The 18,488-nt window shown below is 66.0% G+C and carries 17 protein-coding genes; 10 read left to right on the top strand and 7 right to left on the bottom strand.

Annotated features, from left to right (window positions below):
* Positions 1-90 precede the first annotated feature (90 nt).
* Positions 91-1,359 carry a serine hydrolase gene (locus tag NLI89_RS18145; protein ID WP_254688265.1) on the bottom strand — a complete coding sequence of 423 codons (1,269 nt, stop codon included), beginning with the start codon at positions 1,357-1,359 and terminating at the stop codon, positions 91-93.
* Entirely contained in the window at positions 1,359-2,213 is an 855-nt protein-coding gene (locus NLI89_RS18140; RefSeq protein ID WP_254688264.1) for an ABC transporter permease, read from the bottom strand. The genes NLI89_RS18145 and NLI89_RS18140 overlap by 1 nt, the downstream gene beginning before the upstream one ends.
* Before the next feature lie 65 nt (positions 2,214-2,278).
* On the opposite strand from NLI89_RS18140, the gene NLI89_RS18135 reads away from it, so the two are divergent.
* On the top strand, positions 2,279-3,016 hold the full coding sequence (locus tag NLI89_RS18135) for a GcrA family cell cycle regulator (RefSeq protein ID WP_254688263.1): 738 nt from the start codon (positions 2,279-2,281) through the stop codon (positions 3,014-3,016).
* A 575-nt stretch (positions 3,017-3,591) separates the two neighbouring features.
* Here NLI89_RS18135 and NLI89_RS18130 read toward each other — a convergent pair.
* Entirely contained in the window at positions 3,592-4,437 is an 846-nt protein-coding gene (locus tag NLI89_RS18130; protein WP_254688262.1) for an outer membrane protein, read from the bottom strand.
* Positions 4,438-4,596: 159 nt separating this feature from the next.
* Between NLI89_RS18130 and parE the strand changes: the two genes are divergently transcribed.
* The 7 genes from parE (at position 4,597) to queE (ending at position 13,298) form a co-directional block, all read left to right on the top strand.
* Positions 4,597-6,606, top strand: a complete 2,010-nt coding sequence (parE, locus tag NLI89_RS18125) for a DNA topoisomerase IV subunit B (RefSeq protein WP_254688261.1) — start codon at positions 4,597-4,599, stop codon at positions 6,604-6,606.
* Positions 6,607-6,757: 151 nt separating this feature from the next.
* Complete coding sequence (locus NLI89_RS18120) at positions 6,758-7,966, top strand: TonB C-terminal domain-containing protein (RefSeq protein WP_254688260.1); 1,209 nt, start codon at positions 6,758-6,760, stop codon at positions 7,964-7,966.
* A 151-nt stretch (positions 7,967-8,117) separates the two neighbouring features.
* Positions 8,118-9,308, top strand: a complete 1,191-nt coding sequence (locus NLI89_RS18115; RefSeq protein ID WP_254688259.1) for an aspartate aminotransferase family protein — start codon at positions 8,118-8,120, stop codon at positions 9,306-9,308.
* A gap of 138 nt (positions 9,309-9,446) precedes the next feature.
* Entirely contained in the window at positions 9,447-10,367 is a 921-nt protein-coding gene (gene argF, locus NLI89_RS18110) for an ornithine carbamoyltransferase (RefSeq protein ID WP_254688258.1), read from the top strand.
* Positions 10,368-10,728: 361 nt separating this feature from the next.
* A complete protein-coding gene (locus NLI89_RS18105; RefSeq protein ID WP_254688257.1) occupies positions 10,729-11,631 on the top strand; it encodes an Hsp33 family molecular chaperone HslO in 903 nt (300 codons plus the stop codon).
* Between the two features lie 316 nt (positions 11,632-11,947).
* Positions 11,948-12,664, top strand: a complete 717-nt coding sequence (gene queC / locus NLI89_RS18100; RefSeq protein WP_254688256.1) for a 7-cyano-7-deazaguanine synthase QueC — start codon at positions 11,948-11,950, stop codon at positions 12,662-12,664.
* Position 12,665: 1 nt separating this feature from the next.
* On the top strand, positions 12,666-13,298 hold the full coding sequence (gene queE / locus NLI89_RS18095; RefSeq protein WP_254688255.1) for a 7-carboxy-7-deazaguanine synthase: 633 nt from the start codon (positions 12,666-12,668) through the stop codon (positions 13,296-13,298).
* Positions 13,299-13,587: 289 nt separating this feature from the next.
* On the opposite strand, the gene NLI89_RS18090 is transcribed toward queE, so the two are convergent.
* The 3 genes from NLI89_RS18090 to lipB all read right to left on the bottom strand — a co-directional run bounded on the left by NLI89_RS18090 (position 13,588) and on the right by lipB (position 15,617).
* Positions 13,588-14,298, bottom strand: coding sequence for a hypothetical protein (locus NLI89_RS18090; RefSeq protein ID WP_254688254.1), 711 nt, complete (start codon positions 14,296-14,298; stop codon positions 13,588-13,590).
* 283 nt (positions 14,299-14,581) lie between these two features.
* Positions 14,582-14,848 (bottom strand): hypothetical protein, encoded by a 267-nt coding sequence (locus NLI89_RS18085; RefSeq protein ID WP_128455324.1) that lies wholly within the window; start codon positions 14,846-14,848, stop codon positions 14,582-14,584.
* 88 nt (positions 14,849-14,936) lie between these two features.
* Positions 14,937-15,617 (bottom strand): lipoyl(octanoyl) transferase LipB, encoded by a 681-nt coding sequence (gene lipB / locus NLI89_RS18080; protein WP_439144537.1) that lies wholly within the window; start codon positions 15,615-15,617, stop codon positions 14,937-14,939.
* 99 nt (positions 15,618-15,716) lie between these two features.
* On the opposite strand from lipB, the gene NLI89_RS18075 reads away from it, so the two are divergent.
* Together NLI89_RS18075 and NLI89_RS18070 are read left to right on the top strand one after the other, a co-directional pair.
* A complete protein-coding gene (locus NLI89_RS18075) occupies positions 15,717-16,550 on the top strand; it encodes a hypothetical protein (protein WP_254688253.1) in 834 nt (277 codons plus the stop codon).
* Positions 16,547-17,287 (top strand): hypothetical protein, encoded by a 741-nt coding sequence (locus NLI89_RS18070; protein WP_254688252.1) that lies wholly within the window; start codon positions 16,547-16,549, stop codon positions 17,285-17,287. Before NLI89_RS18075 ends, NLI89_RS18070 begins: the two co-directional genes overlap by 4 nt.
* A 217-nt stretch (positions 17,288-17,504) precedes the next feature.
* On the opposite strand, the gene NLI89_RS18065 is transcribed toward NLI89_RS18070, so the two are convergent.
* Entirely contained in the window at positions 17,505-18,437 is a 933-nt protein-coding gene (locus NLI89_RS18065; RefSeq protein ID WP_254688280.1) for an IS5 family transposase, read from the bottom strand.
* Positions 18,438-18,488 lie beyond the last annotated feature (51 nt).

The following is an 18,488-nucleotide window of genomic DNA, read 5'->3' as shown; positions in this document are numbered from 1 at the left end:
GGTTACCCTGGACCCCCGCCTTCGCGGGGGAACGGCATGAACTGCGCGCGTTACGTGTTCCAATCCGCGCCTTGTGCGTACGTGGTACGTCTACCGCGCCGCCAGCAACGCCAGCGCCCGCCCCATCAATCCCGCGAACCGCACCTCGTTCACCGCATCGTCAATCCGGTGCCAGTTCCCGGTCGCCGCATACCAACGCCCGTCCTTCGCCTGCACGAGGTAGTTCAAGCTCAGCACCCCAGGCTCGCCGCCACCCTTGAAGCCGACATACCCAAACCGCTTGGCGATCGCCGGATCGACGCCCGCGTTCACCGCCAGCACCGCCCGAGTCGTCGCATCTGCGCCGCGCAACCGATCGAGCAGCCCCGCCATCGCCGAGGGACTCGCAAACCACTCGACGCTGTCGATCGCCACCGGCTTTCCGGCGAACACGGTCGGATCCAGCTTGGCCGTCGCGATCTTCACCGCATTGTCGACCAGCAACGCCCGCCGCTCGTCCACCGAGCCCGCGATCCACGCCTTCATCAATGCCGGATCGCCCTTCAGCGCGAACATCTCGCGCGTCGTCATCACGGGCACGCTGCCGCCCGCCGCCTCCGCCATCGCATCGACCTTCGCGCGGCCCAGCGTGGTCAGCAGCGTATCCGTCGCGGTGTTGTCGCTGATCGAGATCATCATCGTCGCCAGCGTCTGCACCGTCACCGGCGATCCCATAGGCCAGGTCTGCAACACGCCGGAGGGGAGCGACGGCGCGCCGACCTTGACGACGTCCGCCCAATGCCGCTCGTCCGCCGCCACCTGTCGTGCCAGCTCGGCCAGCACCCACAGCTTGAACGCCGACCCGAGTGGTGCGGCGACATCGGCACGGTATTCGAGGATCGGTTCGGGCTTGCCGTTGCCAAGCGCGTAAAGCCCGAAACCGCTGGCGCCAGGCAGCGCGCGAAACTCGGCTTCGAGCTTGGCCAGGCTGTCGTCGCGCGGGGCCGTGCCGGTAATCAGCAATCCGGTCGCGGCATGCGGCGCGGCAGGGTCGATCACGAGGCGGACACTCGCCGTACCCCGCGCGTACCCGACGGTCAGATCCGCCGACCATGCCGAGGTCGCGGTAAACATCTCGATCTTCTGCGGGGGCCCGAGCGTCGCCTTCAGCTTCTCGGCGATCGTCGCGAACTGCGCTTTCGGCACCTTCTCGCGGAAGCTAGCAGCGAAATAGGCGTCATACGCGCCGCGCCCATCGAGGATCGCGATCAGCGAGTCCGCCTTCGCCCGCAACGCCGGGTCGGCCACATTCTGCGCCGAGGCCCCCACCGGCAGTAACGCCATCAGTACCGCCACCAGCCAGAGTGCGAGCCCACGCATCAGTTCTTCAGCTTCCAACCCGTCTTCAGCAGACGATAGCATAGCACGGCCAGCACCAGATCGATCACCAGGATCACGATCCCGCCGATCATCACCGGCGAGTCGGCGATCCCGAGAAATCCGTAGCGGAAGCCCGAGATGATATAGAAGAACGGGTTCGCGTGGCTGAATGCGCGGAACGCCGGCGCCAGCTTGTCGACCGAATAAAACGTTCCCGACAACAGCGACAACGGCGCGATCACGAAGTTGGTGACGGCGGCCGCATGATCGAACTTGTCTGCCCAGATCGACGTGAGCACGCCGAGCAGGGCCAGGAACACTGCGCCCAGCAACCCGAACCAGACGATCGCCAACGGTGCGTGCGGCGTCACGTGCACGCCCGGATACAGCGCCATCGCCGCCCATACCACGCACCCGACGATGATCGCGCGGGTCACTGCACCACCGACCAAGGCCGCGAGCAACTCACCCGTCGACAAGGGCGGCTGGAGGTAGTCGACGATCGTCCCCTGCATCTTGCCGGCGAGCAGCGAGAAGCTCGCATTGGCGAACGCGGGGCCCATCATCCCCTGCGCGATGATCAGTCCCGGCGCGATGAAATCGGCGAACGCGACGATCTGTCCGTCGACCGGCACCGGGCTTTTCGCACCCGTGGCGATCGTGAACACGATCAGAAACAGCAGCGTCGTGATCGCCGGCGCCCACACCGTCTGAAGCTGCACCTTGAAGAACCGGCGCACCTCCTTGATATAGAGGGTTCGCAGTCCCTCCCAGTTCACGCTCTTTATGACGGGAATGCCGGGGGCGGATCGCACCGCCGAATGGATTTCACCGATTGGGGGCTGGCTGCTCATACGGGTTGCGGGTAATCGCTGCCGCTGCCGCCCGCAACCCGGCTGACGAAGACTAAGGAACGAACATGTCCTGGACCGACGAGCGCATCCAGACGCTCAAGACGATGTGGGAGGCCGGCCAGACCGCCAGCCAGATCGCCGAAGCCCTGGGTGGCGTCAGCCGCAACGCCGTGATCGGCAAGGCGCACCGCCTCGAGCTGCAGGCGCGCCCGTCGCCGGTGAAGCCGAACGATCCCGAAGCTAAGGCGGCCGCGGCGGCGGAGGCGTCGGCCTCGGTCGCGACTGCGGCTCCCGAGCCGGTCGAAGTCGAAGCGCCCAAGCCGGCGCCCGTCGCGCCGCCGGTCGCCGCTGCGCCAAAGCCCGCCGCACCGGTCGTGGCCGAGCCGGTCGTCGACGAGCCCGAGGACGACGAGGACGAAGACGAGGATGAGGTCGCTCCGGTTGCCGCGCCCGTCCGCGCGCCGCAGCCGATCCTGCGCTCGGTCGGTCCCGGCGGCTTCCTGCGCCAGGCTCCCGGCGAACAGCAGCCCCCGAGCACGCCCGCGCCGCCGCGTCGTCTCGTCCCCGCCAAGCCGTCGCCCGAAATGGCGAACAAGACGAGCTTGCTCGAGCTGAACGACCGCATCTGCAAATGGCCGCTCGGTCATCCCGGCGAGCCCGACTTCCACTTCTGCGGCAAGGCGGTGAATCCCGGCTTCCCGTATTGCGTCGATCATTGCGGCCATGCGTACCAGGCACAGCTGCCCCGCCGCGATCGCCGTCCGACCCCGCCGCTGCCATTCGGTGGTCCGCGGCCGAGGTAAGGCGCAGGGCGGCCTGCGCCAAGCTGGCGCAGGACTCGCCCAAGCCCGGCCGGCGCGGCTAGCCGCGGCCGACGACATGGGCTTCGCCCATGGCTAGCGTGATGGAGAAATGACGGTTCTCGTGGTGCCCCGTCGGACGGGAACGTCTGTAGACTAGGTGCCACCCCGGCGGAGGCCGGGGCCCAATTGGGAAGGTGGCAATAACGAAGCGCGGTCCGCAGTTGGCACCGTTTCCCTAATGGGCCCCGGCCTTCGCCGGGGTGGTGGTAGGGTTGGTTGAGGTCAAGCACCGTTCCTTGTTCTCCCGCGAAGGCGGGAGCCCAGTCTGGATCCCCGCCTTCGCGGGGAAACACGCTAGCGGTGTGCAACAGGGATTGTTGCCGGGGATACGTCTGGCATCGGGCAAGCCAAGGCGTCCCGAGCAAGAAAAGGGCCGCTCTCTCGCCTGAGGAAGCGGCCTTCTTCATATCACGCTAGCCATGGGCAAAGCCCATGTCGTCGGCCGCGGCAAGCCGCGCCGGCCGGGCTTGGGCGAGTCCTGCGCCAGCTTGGCGCAGGCCGCCCTTCGCCTCGCCTCAGAACCTGAACGCAGCGGTGGCGCGCAGGCTGTGCCAGCGGAAATCGTCGAAGCTACGACGGAAATCCGTCCCCGACGCGTTGCCGCGCGTGAACGGACCGCCAGCGGGGCCGCCGGCTGCGCGGACGCGGTAATCATTGTCCTGATACTGGTGGTACTGATATTCCAGACCGACCGAGAAGTTGCGACCCAGCTTCTGCTCGATGCCGCCGCCACCGACGATGCCCCATTCCTTGCTGCCACCGTTGGTGGTGAAGGTATTGGCGGTGTTGCCGGTCGTGAAGCTGTTGTCGATGTTGGCATAGCCGACGCCGAACGTGCCGTAGAACAGCGTCGTGTTCGCCGCATAGCCCAGGCGACCGCGTGCCGATGCTTCCCACTTCAGGTCGCGCGTCATCGTGTAGAAGGCCGGCGTCGTGCTGAAGGCGGTGACGCTGTCGCTGATCTCGTTCTTGCCGAACTCGCCGACCACGCCGACGACGATGTTGCCGCGCTGGTAATCCGCGCCGACGCGTGCCGAATAGCCCATGCCGTCCTTGTCGCTGCGGCAGCCACGACCACCGGCGGCAGGCGCGATATTGCTCGTCGCACGACCGTTGCAGAAGCCGGGCGAGAACGCGTTGGCAGCGGTCGCAGTCGAGATGGTGTCACCGAAGACGCCATCCAGATTGCGATCGAAGGCGATCGACTCGCCATTGTCGTTGGGCTGCACGTCATAGCCGAACGAGCCGCCGACATAGGCGCCGCTGAACGGCGCATCGTCGGTCATGTCCTGTGCGGCGGCAGGCACTGCGAAACCCAAAGCGGCAACGCCTGCGAGCGCCACCATCATCGTCTTGGTCATATTCACTCCCGAAAATCTTCATGACAGGTTTTTCATAAACGGCCGATCGCGGAAAATTATGCAGCAAGCATAACAATCTGCGTCAATGTGACTTTCCGGCAACAGGGAGAACAAACGGAGCCTGTGGCTTTGTCCGACGCGTCCGGCTACGCTCTCACCATGGCTGAAGATCTGTTCGCGTCCCCCGGCGCACCCGGCGCCGGCAAACCCGCCGCCAATACCTATGATGCATCCTCGATCGAGGTGCTCGAAGGCCTCGAACCCGTCCGTCGCCGCCCCGGCATGTATGTCGGCGGCACCGACGAGCGCGCGCTGCACCACCTCGCCGCCGAAGTGCTCGACAACGCGATGGACGAGGCGGTCGCCGGCCACGCCACCCGGATCGAAGTGACACTGGAGGCGAACAACCGCCTGACGATCGTCGACAATGGCCGCGGCATCCCAGTCGACCCGCACCCGAAATTCCCCGACAAGTCCGCGCTCGAAGTGATTCTCTCGACGCTCCATTCGGGCGGCAAGTTCGCCGGCAAGGCGTATGCGACGTCGGGCGGTCTCCACGGCGTCGGCATCAGCGTCGTCAATGCGCTATCGTCGGACACCGTCGTCGAAGTTGCGCGCGATCGGCAACTCTACCGCCAGCGCTTCGCCAAGGGCCAGACGCTCGGCCCGATCGAGCATCTCGGACCTACCCCGAACCGTCGCGGCACCAGCGTCGCGTTCACGCCCGATACCGAAATCTTCGGCACCGAACTCAACTTCAAGCCTCAGCGCCTCTACAAGCTCGTCCGCTCCAAGGCTTACCTGTTCGCAGGCGTCGAGATCCGCTGGCACTGTGCACCCCAGCTGATCGCAGACGACACGCCCGCCCAAGCCGTGTTCCAGTTCCCCGGCGGCCTCGCCGATCACCTGCGCGACCAGATCGCCGGCCGCGAATGCGCGACCTCCGACTTCTTCTCGGGCTCGCAGGACTTCCCGAGCGCGAACGGCGAGACCCAAGGTCGCGTCGAATGGGCGGTCGCGTGGCCGCTGTGGAGCGACGGCTCGTACAGCTGGTATTGCAACACCATCCCGACCCCCGACGGCGGCACGCACGAACAGGGCCTCCGCCAGGCACTCGTCCGCGGCCTACGCGCGTTCGGCGATCTCGTCGGCAACAAGAAGACCAAGGATATCAGCGCGGACGACGTGATGGTCGGCAGCGAGCTGATGCTGTCGGTCTTCATCCGCGAACCGCAATTCCAGAGCCAGACCAAGGATCGCCTCACCAGCCCGGAAGCCGCCGGCCTCGTCGAGAAGGCGGTCCGCGATCATTTCGACCATTTCCTCAGCCACAATATGGAGCGCGGCAAGGCGCTGCTGAATTACGTGCTGGAGCGGATGGACGAACGCCTGCGCCGCAAGCAGGAGCGCGACGTCAAGCGCAAGACGGCGACCTCCGCGCGTAAACTCCGGCTGCCGGGCAAGCTCACCGACTGTTCGGCGAACTCGCCCGAAGGCACCGAACTCTTCATCGTCGAAGGCGATTCGGCAGGCGGCTCGGCGAAGCAGGCGCGTGACCGGAAAACGCAGGCGATCCTCCCGATCCGCGGCAAGATTCTTAACGTTGCGTCCGCGACCAGCGCGAAGATCTTCGCCAACCAGGAAATCGCCGACCTGACGCTGGCGCTGGGCTGCGGCACCCGGAAGGACTGCACCCCCGACACGCTCCGCTACGAACGCATCGTCATCATGACCGACGCCGACGTCGACGGCGCACACATCGCCACGCTGCTGATGACGTTCTTCTTCCAGGAGATGCCCGAACTCGTCCGCCGCGGGCACCTCTACCTCGCCCAGCCGCCGCTCTACCGCCTGACCGTCGGCACGAAGAGCGTTTATGCGCGCGACGACGCGCACCGCGCCGAGCTCGAACGCACGGTGTTCAAGGGCAAGAAGGTCGACGTCGGCCGCTTCAAGGGCCTCGGCGAGATGAACCCGAGCCAACTCCGCGAAACCACGATGGACCCCGCCACCCGCGGCATGCTCCGCATCACCCTGCCCCAGGAATACGAGGAACGCGCACAGGTAAAGGACTTGGTCGACCGCCTGATGGGCAACAACCCGGCGCACCGCTTCGCCTTCATCCAGGAAAACGCCGGCCGCATGGACGAGGAAGCGATCGACGCTTGAGGTCAGCTCGCGATAAGTCGGCGGACGCATTATCCGCCGGTTGCGATCGACAAAACGGATCGAATTTCGATGCAACGATCGTCTTGTGTTGCAATATCACGAACATACACTGTGATGATCGGGGCGGAATTGTCGCCGGATGAAGAGGGGTATGATCATGATCCCGTTAGCGCTCGTTCTGCTCCAATCGGCCATATCGGGGCAGGCCGTCTCGTCCCCGCCGCCGCCTTCGGTGCCGCTGGCGCAATCCGCCGACGCCGAGGGAAAGACCATCGTGGTAGTCGGTCGCAGGGTCGAGGATAGCGAGCGGGCACTGGCGGCCTGCATCGCGCGCAACTGCCCGCCGAAGGACGAGATCGACGCATCGCTGGCCCATGCGGAAAACCAGTTCATCGCGGGCGATTATACGGAGGCGCAGCGCACCTTGGCAAAGGCGCGTGGGCGCAACATGCGTTACAGGAAGGAACTTCCGGTCGAGGTCGGCGATCTGTTGCGCGCCAGCGGCCGGATGCTGGCGCTGAACGGGCAGAGGGACGCGTCGCGGATCACCGCCATCGACTCGCTCGACGCGCTGAAGAGCGGTCTTCCCTCGACGGATCGCCGCATCTTCATTCAGCGCCTCGCGGTCGGCGACGCGTTCGCCAAGGAAGGCCGCTTCATCGCCGCGCGGGACGTCTATAACAAGGTTGCAGACCAGGCGAATGCCGCGGGCGACATTCGGGTCAAAGGCTATGCGCTGTTTCGGATTGCCGGCATGTACACGACGATCGCCACAAAATTACCAGACTATCGGGAAACAGCGTATCGATCCCTGCGTCGGATTGACGAGACTACCGAACCCGACCTCGCGCCCTTTCGGCAAGCCGCTGAGCTCTTGCGGTGTCGCATGGAGGACGCCACTGGCGGCAAGGATGGGCGCGCCTGTTTGCAGGCGTCTGGCGCGGACCGTGTCTCGACTGCCGAGCTGATGTATGCGCCGCCGATAGACCTGACCAATTGGCGGCGGGAAAACACTTCGAACGTCGTGGTGCCACACGGAGATGCGACCGCTCAATGGGCCGATATCGCGTTCTGGGTCGCTCCTGATGGAAAGGTCCGCGACATCGACATCGTGCGGAAATCGGCGAATGCGGACGGGCCTTGGCTGAAATTGGTGACCGAAGCGCTCGGCAAGCGCCTGTATCGCCCACTCAAACTGGCATCGTCGGACCCCGGAATTCGGCGTATAGAGCGCTATTCTCTCGTCTATGACGTCGCTCTTGCCAAGGGATCGCGGATCCGCACGAGGTCGACTGTCCCCCACATCGAAATACTCGATCTCACCGTCGAACCGGAGGTAAGCGGATCCGCGACGGCTTAAGTGTTTCGTCGCCACGTCCGAGTCCGGTGCGGCCACCGACATGGGATCGCACATGATATTGAAGCGGTGTTGCTCAGAGCTGCGCGGGCTCGTATCAGGCGGTCCGGGCGACCGTGTGGGTCGCCCTCGCTGTTTGAAGGAGCTTGCCGTCGTGACCATCACCCCGCTCATGCCCGTCTACCCGCGGTGTGGCGTGCGTCCGGTCCGAGGCGAGGGGGCGTACCTCTATGGCGAGGACGGCCAGCAATATCTCGATTTCGCCAGCGGCATCGCGGTCAACGCGCTCGGCCACGGCCACCCGCATCTGACCAAGGCGATCGCCGAGCAGGCCGCGACGCTCATGCACGTGTCGAACCTGTACGGGTCGCCGCAGGGCGAGCATCTCGCACAGCGTCTTGTCGACAACACATTCGCGGACACCGTGTTCTTCACCAATTCGGGCGCGGAAGCGGTCGAATGCGCGATCAAGACCGCGCGGCGCTATCATTTCGCCCACGGCAATCCGCAGCGGCACACGCTGATCACGTTCGACACTGCGTTCCACGGGCGCACGCTCGGCACGATCTCGGCGACCAACCAGGCGAAGATGCGCGACGGGTTCGAGCCACTGTTGCCGGGGTTTGCGTACGCGAACTTCAACGATCTCGAAGGCGCACTGGCGCTGATCGACGACAACACGGCGGGCTTCTTGGTCGAGCCGATCCAGGGGGAGGGCGGTATTCGCCAGGCAACCCCTGAGTTCCTCGTCGGCCTACGGAAAGCGTGCGACGAGCACGGCCTGTTGCTGGTGCTCGACGAGGTCCAGTGCGGCTATGGGCGCACCGGCAAGTTCTTCGCACATGAGTTGTACGGCATCACGCCGGACATCATGGCGGTCGCCAAGGGCATCGGCGGCGGCTTCCCGCTGGGCGCGTGCCTCGCGACCGAGGAGGCGGCCAAGGGCATGGTCGCCGGCACGCACGGCTCGACCTATGGCGGTAACCCGCTCGGGATGGCGGCGGGCGAGGCGGTGCTCGACGTGATGCTGGAGGACGGTTTCCTCGACAACGTCACGGCGATGGGCGACCGGTTGCGGCAGGGGCTCGAGCAGATGATCCCGAACCACGATCACCTGTTCGACAGCGTGCGCGGCACCGGGCTGATGCTCGGGCTGAAGCTGAAGAGCGACAGCCGCGCGTTCGTCGCGTTCGCGCGCGATCATCACAATCTGCTGCTGGTATCGGCGGGCGAGAACGTCATCCGCATCCTGCCGCCGCTGGTGATCGACGAGAGCCACATCGCCGAGTGCATCGACAAGCTGTCGACCGCCGCACGGGTATACGTGCCCGCCGCCGACGATTGAACTGATCCTCCCCGGTACGGGGAGGGGGACCATGCGAAGCATGGTGGAGGGGGATCGCCCCGAAGTGTCGCGTTCGTGGGGGCCCCCTCCACCATTCGCTATGCGAACGGTCCCCCTCCCCGTGCCGGGGAGGATATTATGACCCGCCATTTCCTGAATCTCACCGACGCCGGCGCCGACGGCATCGCCGCGATGCTCGCCGACGCACTCGACCGCAAGGCGGCCCGCGCGGGTTTCCTCAAGGGCCGCGCCGACACCGATGCGCCGCTCGCCGGCCACACGCTGGCGATGGTGTTCGAGAAGAACTCGACCCGCACGCGTTTCTCGTTCGACATGGCGATCCGTCAGCTCGGTGGCACCTCGATCGTGTCGGACGCAGGCTCGATGCAGCTCGGCCGCGGCGAGTCGGTCGCCGACACCGCGCGCATCCTGTCGGGCTATGTCGACGCGATCATGATCCGCACCGACGATCACGCCAAGATCGAGGAAATGGCGCATTACGCCAGCGTGCCGGTCATCAACGGCCTGACCGACGCCTCGCACCCGTGCCAGATCATGGCCGACCTGCTGACGATCATCGAGAGCGGCAAGGCGCTCCCCGGCCTCAAGGTCGCGTGGCTGGGGGACGGCAACAACGTGCTCGCGTCGATCGTCGAGGCGGCCGGGCTGATGCAGTTCGACGTCGTCGCGGCGTGCCCGCAGGGGTATATGCCGACCGACGCCGACGTGGCGCTGGGCAAGGGCCGGGCGCGCATCGTGTCGACACCGCGCGAGGCGGTCGAGGGGGCGGACATCGTCGTTACCGACACCTGGATCTCGATGGGGCAGGCGCATGCCGAGACCAAGCTCGCCGCGCTGACCCCGTATCAGGTCGACGCCGCGCTGATGGCGCTGGCCAAGCCCGATGCGAAGTTCCTCCACTGCCTCCCCGCGCACCGCGGCGAGGAGGTGACGCCGGAGGTGATCGACGGCCCACAGTCGCTGATCTGGCAGGAGGCCGAGAACCGCCTCCACGCGCAGAAGTCGGTGCTGCGCTGGAGCTTCGGCCAGATCGGCTGACGAACCGGCGGTAACACGCCGTTCCCGCCACGCTGCGCCGCATCCGTCATCCCAGCGAAAGCTGGGATCTCCCGGTTCGAGCCGCGGCGCCCGCCAACAGGGATACCCCAGCTTCCGCTGGGGTGACGGACATGGGTGGGTGACGGGTAAAACCGCCACCGGGTTGTGAAGAGACCACAACCCCGCCCCTCGTCCGTCATCCCAGCGAAAGCTGGGATCTCCCGGTTCGAGCCGCGACGCCCGCCAACGGGGATACCCCAGCTTCCGCTGGGGTGACGGACATGAGCGGGTGACGGACATGGGCGGGCGACGGATGGGGGATCGGGTTGATCCACCGTCCTCACGCCCCATCTTCTCATCGATGAACGACCCCAACATGACCGATCTCGACCGCGCGCTGGCCTTCGCGATCCCCGCGCGGAGTGCCCGCGGCCGGATCGTCCGGCTCGGCACCGCGCTCGACGAAGTGCTCGCCGCCCACGCCTATCCGCCTGCGATCGAGAAGCTGCTCGCCGAGGCGCTCACGCTAGCCGCGCTGATCGGCTCGACGCTGAAGGACGCCAGCGGCCAGCTGACGATGCAGACGCGCACCGACAACGGTGTCGTCCAGCTGCTCGTCTGCGATTACCGCGGCGGCGAGGTCCGCGGCTATATCGAGTACGACGCCGACAAGCTTGCCGAAGCGCCCGCCGAGCCATCGCTGTTCGCGCTGTTCGGCGCCGGCTATCTCGCGATCACGTTCGACATGGCGAGCAGCAACGAGCGCTATCAGGGTATCGTGCCGCTCGATGGCGATACGCTGTCGCAGGCCGCGCAAAGCTATTTCACGCAGTCCGAGCAGATCCCGACGATGATCCGCACCGGCATGGCGAAGGGCCCGGACGGGCGTTGCGTCGCGGGCGGGCTGTTCCTCCAGCATCTCCCGGAAGGCGAGGACGGGCGCGAGCGGCTGCACACCAAGCTCGATCACCCGGAATGGGAGCATGTCGCGACGCTCGGCAACACGATGGGCGCGGACGAACTGACCGACGCGACTTTGCCGCTGGAGACCTTGGTGTGGCGGCTGTTCAACGAGGAGGAGGACGTCCGCATCCTTGCGGATATCCCGATCGTCCGCGGGTGCCGCTGCGATCCGGACTATATCAAGGGCGTGATCTCGAAATTCCCGATCGAGGAACGGCGCTCGATGGCGGACGAAACCGGCTTCATCGTCGTCGACTGCGCGTTCTGCGCGAAGAAATTCCCGGTGCCGGTGGAGGCCTGAAGCCCTCTCGCCCCCGGGGAGAGGGAGGGGCCCGCGCGCCCTTGCGCGTGGGAGGGAGAGGGAGTTAGGCTCGAGGCATCAATCCCAACCACCCCTCACCCTTCCGCAGCCAAGCGGCTGCTCCCTCCCTCTCCCCGAAGGGGAGAGGGGAAGGCGCGGCGTTAACGTCCTTTTCACCGCTCTCCACTACCGCTGGTCACGTGCTTTTATTCGGCACGTTTTTTCTCCCTTGTGGCGCAATCTGCGCCAACCTCAGGGCCGCTCCACCGGGCGGCCCTTTCTTTTTGCGCGCCGCTGGCCTAGCGGACTCCGCATCATGACATCTCCTGCTCCCTTTGCGGTCGCGCTCGTTTCGGGCGGGCTCGACTCGATGGTATCCGCCGCGATGGCGCGCGAAGCCGGCCAGCGCCTGCTCGCGCTGTCGTTCGACTATAATCAGCGCCACCGCGTCGAACTCGCCGCCGCGCGTCGGATCGCCGATGCGCTCGGCGCCGAACGCCACATCGTCCTGCCGATGGACCTGTCCGCGTTCGGCGGCTCCGCACTGACCGCCGATATCGACGTGCCCAAGGACGGCGCCGGCACCGAAGACGGCGGCGGCATCCCCGTCACCTACGTGCCCGCGCGCAACACCATCTTCCTCAGCCTCGCGCTGGGCTGGGCCGAGGCGGCGGGCGCGCGCGACATCTATATCGGCGTCAACGCGCTCGATTATTCGGGCTATCCCGATTGCCGCCCCGAGTTCATCGCCGCCTTCGAAGGTCTCGCCGAACTCGCCACCAAGGCCGGCGTCGAGGGCGATCCGTTCCGCATCCAGGCGCCGCTCCAAAACATGACCAAGGCGGATATCGTTCGCGAAGGCACGCGCCTCGGGCTCGATCTCGGGCTGAGCTGGTCGTGCTACGATCCGGCACCCGGTTCCCTGCATTGTGGCGAGTGCGACAGCTGCCGCCTGCGCGCGCGCGGCTTCGACGAGGCGGGGATCGCCGACCCGACGCGCTACGCCGTGCCCCCGGCATCTGGGCCGGCCTGACATGAGCTATGCCGTCAAGGAGATGTTCCTGACGCTGCAGGGCGAGGGCGTGAACGCCGGTCGCCGCGCGGTGTTCGTGCGGTTCGCCGGCTGCAACCTCTGGTCGGGCCGCGAGCAGGATCGTGCGACCGCGGTGTGCAAGTTCTGCGATACCGAGTTCGTCGGCACCGATGGGCTCGGCGGCGGCAAGTTCGCCGATGCGCGAGGCTTGGCGGCGGCGGTTGCGGGGTTCTGGGGCGAAGGCTCGAACGACCGCTTCGTCGTCCTCACCGGGGGCGAGCCCATGCTGCAGATCGACGATGCGATCGTCGACGCGCTCCATGCCGAGGGTTTCCGGATCGCAATGGAGAGTAACGGCACGATCGCCGCGCATCCCGGTATCGACTGGGTGTGCATCAGCCCCAAGGCGGGCAGCATCGTCGTCCAGCGCACCGGCGACGAATTGAAGCTGGTCTGGCCGCAGCCGGGCACCGATATCGCCGATGTCGAGACGTGGGACTTCGCGAACCTGCTGCTCCAGCCGCTCGACGATCCGCGCGCGGAGGCGAACCGCGAGGCGTGCGTGGAGATGGTGATGGCGAGGCCACAGTGGCGGTTGTCGTTGCAGACCCACAAGCTGCTGGGCCTGCGCTGAGCGGTTGGGGCGGGGATTGGGGCCCCTCACCATCGGAGGCCACCCCGATCCCTGCCCCCCGATCTCAGATCCCCGCCCCCCGATCCGTCATCCCAGCGAAAGCTGGGATCTCCCCGTGGGGCGCCTGTCGCCCGCCTCGTGAGATACCCCAGCTTTCGCTGGGGTGACGGTAGGGGAGGGGGCGAGCGTTCGTCACGCCTTGTTCGCGATTGTTATTACCCATCGCCGCTTCCGGCGTCTGCCTTCCCCGACGGAAGAGCGGGGCGTAGATCGGTAAGGGGGAGCGACGTTACCGCCCGGCAATCCCCACACCCGCCGGCGGCCAGTTCTGCGCGCCGCACTTCTTCACGACCCATTCGCCCTTCTTGTTCCAGCAGATCGGGTCGAGGCGTATCATCATCGGCGCCGAGCGCTCGCTGCCGATGTAGCGCGGGAAGCGCTGTTCGCCCCACGGGATCAGGCTGTTGCGCAGCTCGCGCGAACGGGCCAGCGCGACCTCGGCGAAGTGGCCGCGGGGTGCGAACACCGCGTCGCGACCGATCGAGGCGGCGGTCTGGCAGAAGCCGTATTGCGCTGCGACCGTCGCGAAGCTGGAATAGGTGCGCGTCCCGAACTGGTCGAGCGCGGCCTGCCCGGCGCGGGGACCCGCAGCCTTGTTCACGCGCAGGAAATACTTGGTCAGCGTATCGAACGCGCCCTTCAACTCTTCGCCATGGTCGGCGAGGATCGAATTATAGTTGGGCACGGTCAGCAGCGTCGGCTCGAACTGGCATTGCAGCGCGGCGACGTTCAGCGCGGCGCGCATGTGCCACACGAGCGCCGCCCGCATTTCCGCCGACGTCGCGCCCGGCAGGGGCTGGCCCAGATCGGCCTCTTCGCCGGTGACGGCTGCGGCCGAAAAATCGCGCGACTGCAAAAAGAACTGCGCCGACGCCGACTGCGCCACAGCGAGCCCGCTCGACGCCACGCATAGCGCGAGCGCGGTACGCAACACCTTCATTCCAACCTCCCCAGGGCATTCTTCAAGTCGGCGAATCTAAAGCGTTTCCGCCAAACTCCCAAGCGATTTTAACCTTTTCCGGCGATCGGCGGAACATCGTCCGCAGGCCCTCTCTCAGCTCGATTCGCCGCGCCCGAAACGATCCCGGTACGCGGCGTGGATGCCGCCCACGTTCGAGGGGAGGCGTCACGACGAAAAAGGCCGCCCGGTTGCCCGGGCGGCCTCTCACAACACGTAATTCCGGTCGGAGGCTGCCCGCCGAAACGGGCAATCTCCGCGGAGATTACATTGCGTTGTTGGTCATCATGGTGTCGTTCGACATCATCGTGTCGTTCGCCATCATGGTGTCGTTGGCCATCATGCCACCGTTCATCGTGCCGTCGACGGCAGTCATGTTGTCGGTCATGGTGTCCATGCCCTCGGTGGCGTTCATGTCGGTGACCATCGTGTTGTCGGTGGTCGTCTCGGTCTTCGGACCGCAAGCCGAAACGGCGAGTGCTGCGCTGGCGATCAGCGAACCGGTCAGGACCTTGGAAATGAGTGCACGCATGTGGAAGCTCCCTAGATAGAGGATTTGGCTGGCTGCTCGCCCTTAATACCCAAATCGTAGTGGACATTAATCCGATAACGCTTCGTCCTCAAGCCTCGTTTTCCTGAGGACAAGAAACTGTTTCAAGGAAAGCATCGACCGTCAACGCAAGGGCGGCGTCGAAAGTTGCAAGATCGGCCGGAATGCCGAGCGATTGCAGGCTGGTAACGCCGTACTCGGGCAGGCCGCAGGGGACGATACCACCGAAGTGCGACAGGTCCGGGTCGATGTTCACCGAGAAGCCGTGAAGCGTCACCCAGCGTTTTACACGCACCCCGATCGCCCCGATCTTGGCTTCCCGTCCCCGATCGAGCGTCCAGATGCCGACCCGCCCATCGACCGCGAACGCCTCGACGCCGAGTTCGCCGAGCGCCGCGATCACCCAGGATTCGAGCGCGTGGACGTAACAGCGCACGTCGCGCCCGCGCTTGGTGAGGTCCAGCACGACATAGCCGATCCGCTGCCCCGGCCCGTGATAGGTGTATTTGCCGCCGCGCCCGGTCGGGATCACCGGAAAGCGCGCGTCGATCAGGTCGCCCGGCTCTGCGCTGGTGCCCGCGGTGTAGACCGGCGGGTGCTCGAGCATCCACAGCAGCTCGCGTGCCTCGCCCGCGCCGACCGCCACCGCGCGTGCCTCCATCTCGGCCAGCGCGTCGGCATAGGGGGTCAGGCCGGCACTGGTGCGCCATTCGATGTCGGCGGCGGCGGCGGAGGGGGGCAGGGTGGTCACGATCCCCAATTGCGCACCCGCGCGTCGACTTGCAACCTGTGGTCAAGCGCGGGGGCTTGGGCTAACTCGCGCTGAGCAGGAACCGGGGGAGCAGGGCACATGGTGAAGATGGGAACGGTCTGGGATCGCACGGTCGAGGTGCTCAACGGGCGCACCGGCATGATCGCGCCGATCGCGGTGCTCGGCATCCTCTTGCCCAGCGTCGTCCGGGACGGCTTCGTCGCGTTCTCGGCGCCGGGAACGGTGACGTTCGCGCTGGTCGGCGGCGTGCTGACGATCGTGGCCTTGGTGGCGATGATCTGGGCGCAGCTCGCGATCGTCGCGATCGCGACCGACCCGGCCACCGACGCGCCCGCGGCCCGGCGTCAGGCCAGCGCGCGCGTCTGGCCGGCGCTCGGCATCACGGTGATCCTGATGATCGTCGCGCTGCTGTTCGTGGTGCCGCCGATCGTCGTGCTGATGTCATCGTCGGGAACGGTCCCGTACGTCAGGTTCTCTGCTGTCGGCAGTGCGATGCTTCGCGCCGCTCCGACGCAGGGCGGTGCCGCGCAGTTCGCCATAGTGTATTTCTTGGCATTTACGCTGGCCCTACTCTGGATCAGCGCGCGGCTCGTGCTGCTCAACCCGGTCGTCCTCAACGAGCGTCTCGGCCTCGGCGCGATCCGCCGCTCGGTCCGGCTGACCAAGGGGCTGACGTGGCGGATCATCGGCGTGATGATTCTGTTCGCGATCGTCATGCTCGTGTCCACCTGGGCCGCGCAGGCGGTCACCGGGATCCTCTTCCGCCTCGCGCTCGGCGCCGACGGGGTCGCCACCGCGACCTTCCTGTCGGGGATCGCCGCGACGATCGTCACCACCGCCTTCACCGCGCTCGCCGCCGTCTTCACCGCGCAGCTCTATGTCGCCGTCAGAGAGAAATCCGTCACCCCATGAAGCTCGATTTCGCGACCGTCCTCTCCGATGCCTGGACGTTGTTCAAGCGCGACCGCGACCTGTTGCTGCGGATCGCCGCACCGTTCCTGTTCCTGCCCGCGTTCGCGCTCGCTTTGGTCGTCCCCGATCCGCCGATGCCGGTGGCGGGGGCCGGCGACAACGAGGCGCAGGCGATGGCCTGGGCCGATGCGGTGCAGGCCTGGGCGGGCGCGCATGGCGGCTGGTACCTGCTCGCCTATGTGACGAGCTTCTTCGGCACGTCGCTGTTCTACGCGCTGTATCTCGACCGCGATCATCTCGACCTGCGGCAGGCGTTGACGCGCTGCCTGCGGATCTTCCCGCGCTTCCTGCTGGCGATGGTGATCGTCTCGCTGCCGGCGGGGGCGGGGCTGTTGCTGTATGCGATTCCCGGGCTCTACATCCTCGGCCGGACGATGCTGACCGGTCCGGCGCTGTTCGCCGAGGCACCGCTCGGGGCGCTCGGCGCGATCCGCCGCAGCTTCATGCTCAGCCGCGGTTCCGGGCTGCCGCTGATGGGGCTGGCCGCGTTCAGCTACATCAGCGGCTGGATCGCCGGCGCGCCGTTCATGATGCTGGATCGCGTCCTGCGCGAGGCGGGCGAGCCGAACCCGGTGGCGCTCGCGATCGTCGATGCCGGCGCCGCGGTGGCGGCCATGGCGGCGGGTATCGCGATGGCCCTGATCGCGGTTTCCGCTTACCGCCGTTTGGCGCGATAAGGGGTCGCCTCGCCCAATAGAAAAGCACCACCCCGGCGGAGGCCGGGGCCCAATAGGAAAGGTCGCAGTAATCGGCCGCCCCGCTCAGTTAGCAACGTCCCCCAATTGGACCCCGGCCTCCGCCGGGGAGGTTGATGTGGTCGAATGGGATTGGCGCATACCAACGGCTTTGTTGCATAACGCATCGAGAGCATGAGCGACGTTTTACTTGAAGATATTATGCGATGCGGACGGTGGCCGGCGTTCCCATTTTGGAGAAGCGATTGAGGATTGCAGCACGGATTTTGAGCTCGGTGATCTGACGACCGAAGGTACGGGCCACAACGCGTTGGCTCAGGAGTTTGAAGCAGTGCATTTTGGTCTCGACCAGACTGCGACGATGATAGCCGCTCCACGTCTTCCAGATAGCGCGGCCAAGGCGCTTTGTAGCGCGTAGCGCTTCATTGCGAGCATCGACGCCGGGGCCGTCCTTTGTCCATGGTTGCCCGTTGCGACGGACCGGGATGACCGCATCGGCACCACGTTCTGCGATGGCCGCATGGCACGCCCTGGTATCGTAAGCGCCATCTCCGCCAACGCTGACTATGTGCTCGTCCTGAGGGATCTGCGCCAGTAGATCCGGCAGCGTCGGCGCATCGCCGATGGCATTCGTCGTGACCTCGATGGCCCGGATATCCAGCGTTGCCGCGTCGATCCCGAGATGTACCTTGCGCCACTGGCGGCGGTAGGAAGCGCCATGTTTGCGCGTCTTCCACTCTCCTTCACCCGTCATCTTGATCCCTGTGCTGTCAACCAGAAGGCACAGGCCGCCTGAACTGGGCCGGCCGCCAAGCTCGACCTTCAAGGTCTTCTGCCGTCGGCACAGTGTCGTATAATCCGGCACCGGCCAGTCCAACCCGGCAAGCTTGATCAGGCTCGCCACCAGCCCTGTCACTTGCCGTAATGGCAGATTGAACAGCGATTTCAGCGTCAGGCAGAGCTCAATCGCGCTGTCCGAAAATCGCATCGGCCGCCCAGGACGACCACACGGCTTCGACAGCCAGTGCATCTGCGGATCAAACCATATTTCCAGCGATCCGCGCAGCTTCAGCGCTGCATTATACTCCGGCCAGTTCGTCGTGCGATATTTAGGTGCAGCAGGTTTGGGCATCACGCCCATCTATCCCGCTCGATTCCTTCAGGGAATCTCCAGCGTCAGTTT

The sequence above is a fragment of the Sphingomonas faeni genome (genome assembly GCF_024273235.1).
GTDB classification, from domain to species: domain Bacteria; phylum Pseudomonadota; class Alphaproteobacteria; order Sphingomonadales; family Sphingomonadaceae; genus Sphingomonas; species Sphingomonas faeni_A.
This window is presented reverse-complemented; position numbering and strand designations above follow the sequence as displayed.

Bases quoted from the DNA above. Each gene is read 5' to 3' on its own strand.
- NLI89_RS18135 (WP_254688263.1), top strand. From the start codon at position 2,279: ATGTCCTGGACCGACGAGCGCATCCAGACGCTCAAGACGATGTGGGAG.
- NLI89_RS18120 (WP_254688260.1), top strand. From the start codon at position 6,758: ATGATCATGATCCCGTTAGCGCTCGTTCTGCTCCAATCGGCCATATCG.
- parE (WP_254688261.1), top strand. From the start codon at position 4,597: ATGGCTGAAGATCTGTTCGCGTCCCCCGGCGCACCCGGCGCCGGCAAA.
- NLI89_RS18070 (WP_254688252.1), top strand. From the start codon at position 16,547: ATGAAGCTCGATTTCGCGACCGTCCTCTCCGATGCCTGGACGTTGTTC.
- NLI89_RS18105 (WP_254688257.1), top strand. From the start codon at position 10,729: ATGAACGACCCCAACATGACCGATCTCGACCGCGCGCTGGCCTTCGCG.
- NLI89_RS18090 (WP_254688254.1), bottom strand. From the start codon at position 14,298: ATGAAGGTGTTGCGTACCGCGCTCGCGCTATGCGTGGCGTCGAGCGGG.
- NLI89_RS18075 (WP_254688253.1), top strand. From the start codon at position 15,717: ATGGTGAAGATGGGAACGGTCTGGGATCGCACGGTCGAGGTGCTCAAC.
- NLI89_RS18085 (WP_128455324.1), bottom strand. From the start codon at position 14,848: ATGCGTGCACTCATTTCCAAGGTCCTGACCGGTTCGCTGATCGCCAGC.
- NLI89_RS18130 (WP_254688262.1), bottom strand. From the start codon at position 4,437: ATGACCAAGACGATGATGGTGGCGCTCGCAGGCGTTGCCGCTTTGGGT.
- queE (WP_254688255.1), top strand. From the start codon at position 12,666: ATGAGCTATGCCGTCAAGGAGATGTTCCTGACGCTGCAGGGCGAGGGC.
- NLI89_RS18140 (WP_254688264.1), bottom strand. From the start codon at position 2,213: ATGAGCAGCCAGCCCCCAATCGGTGAAATCCATTCGGCGGTGCGATCC.
- argF (WP_254688258.1), top strand. From the start codon at position 9,447: ATGACCCGCCATTTCCTGAATCTCACCGACGCCGGCGCCGACGGCATC.
- NLI89_RS18145 (WP_254688265.1), bottom strand. From the start codon at position 1,359: ATGCGTGGGCTCGCACTCTGGCTGGTGGCGGTACTGATGGCGTTACTG.
- NLI89_RS18065 (WP_254688280.1), bottom strand. From the start codon at position 18,437: ATGCCCAAACCTGCTGCACCTAAATATCGCACGACGAACTGGCCGGAG.
- queC (WP_254688256.1), top strand. From the start codon at position 11,948: ATGACATCTCCTGCTCCCTTTGCGGTCGCGCTCGTTTCGGGCGGGCTC.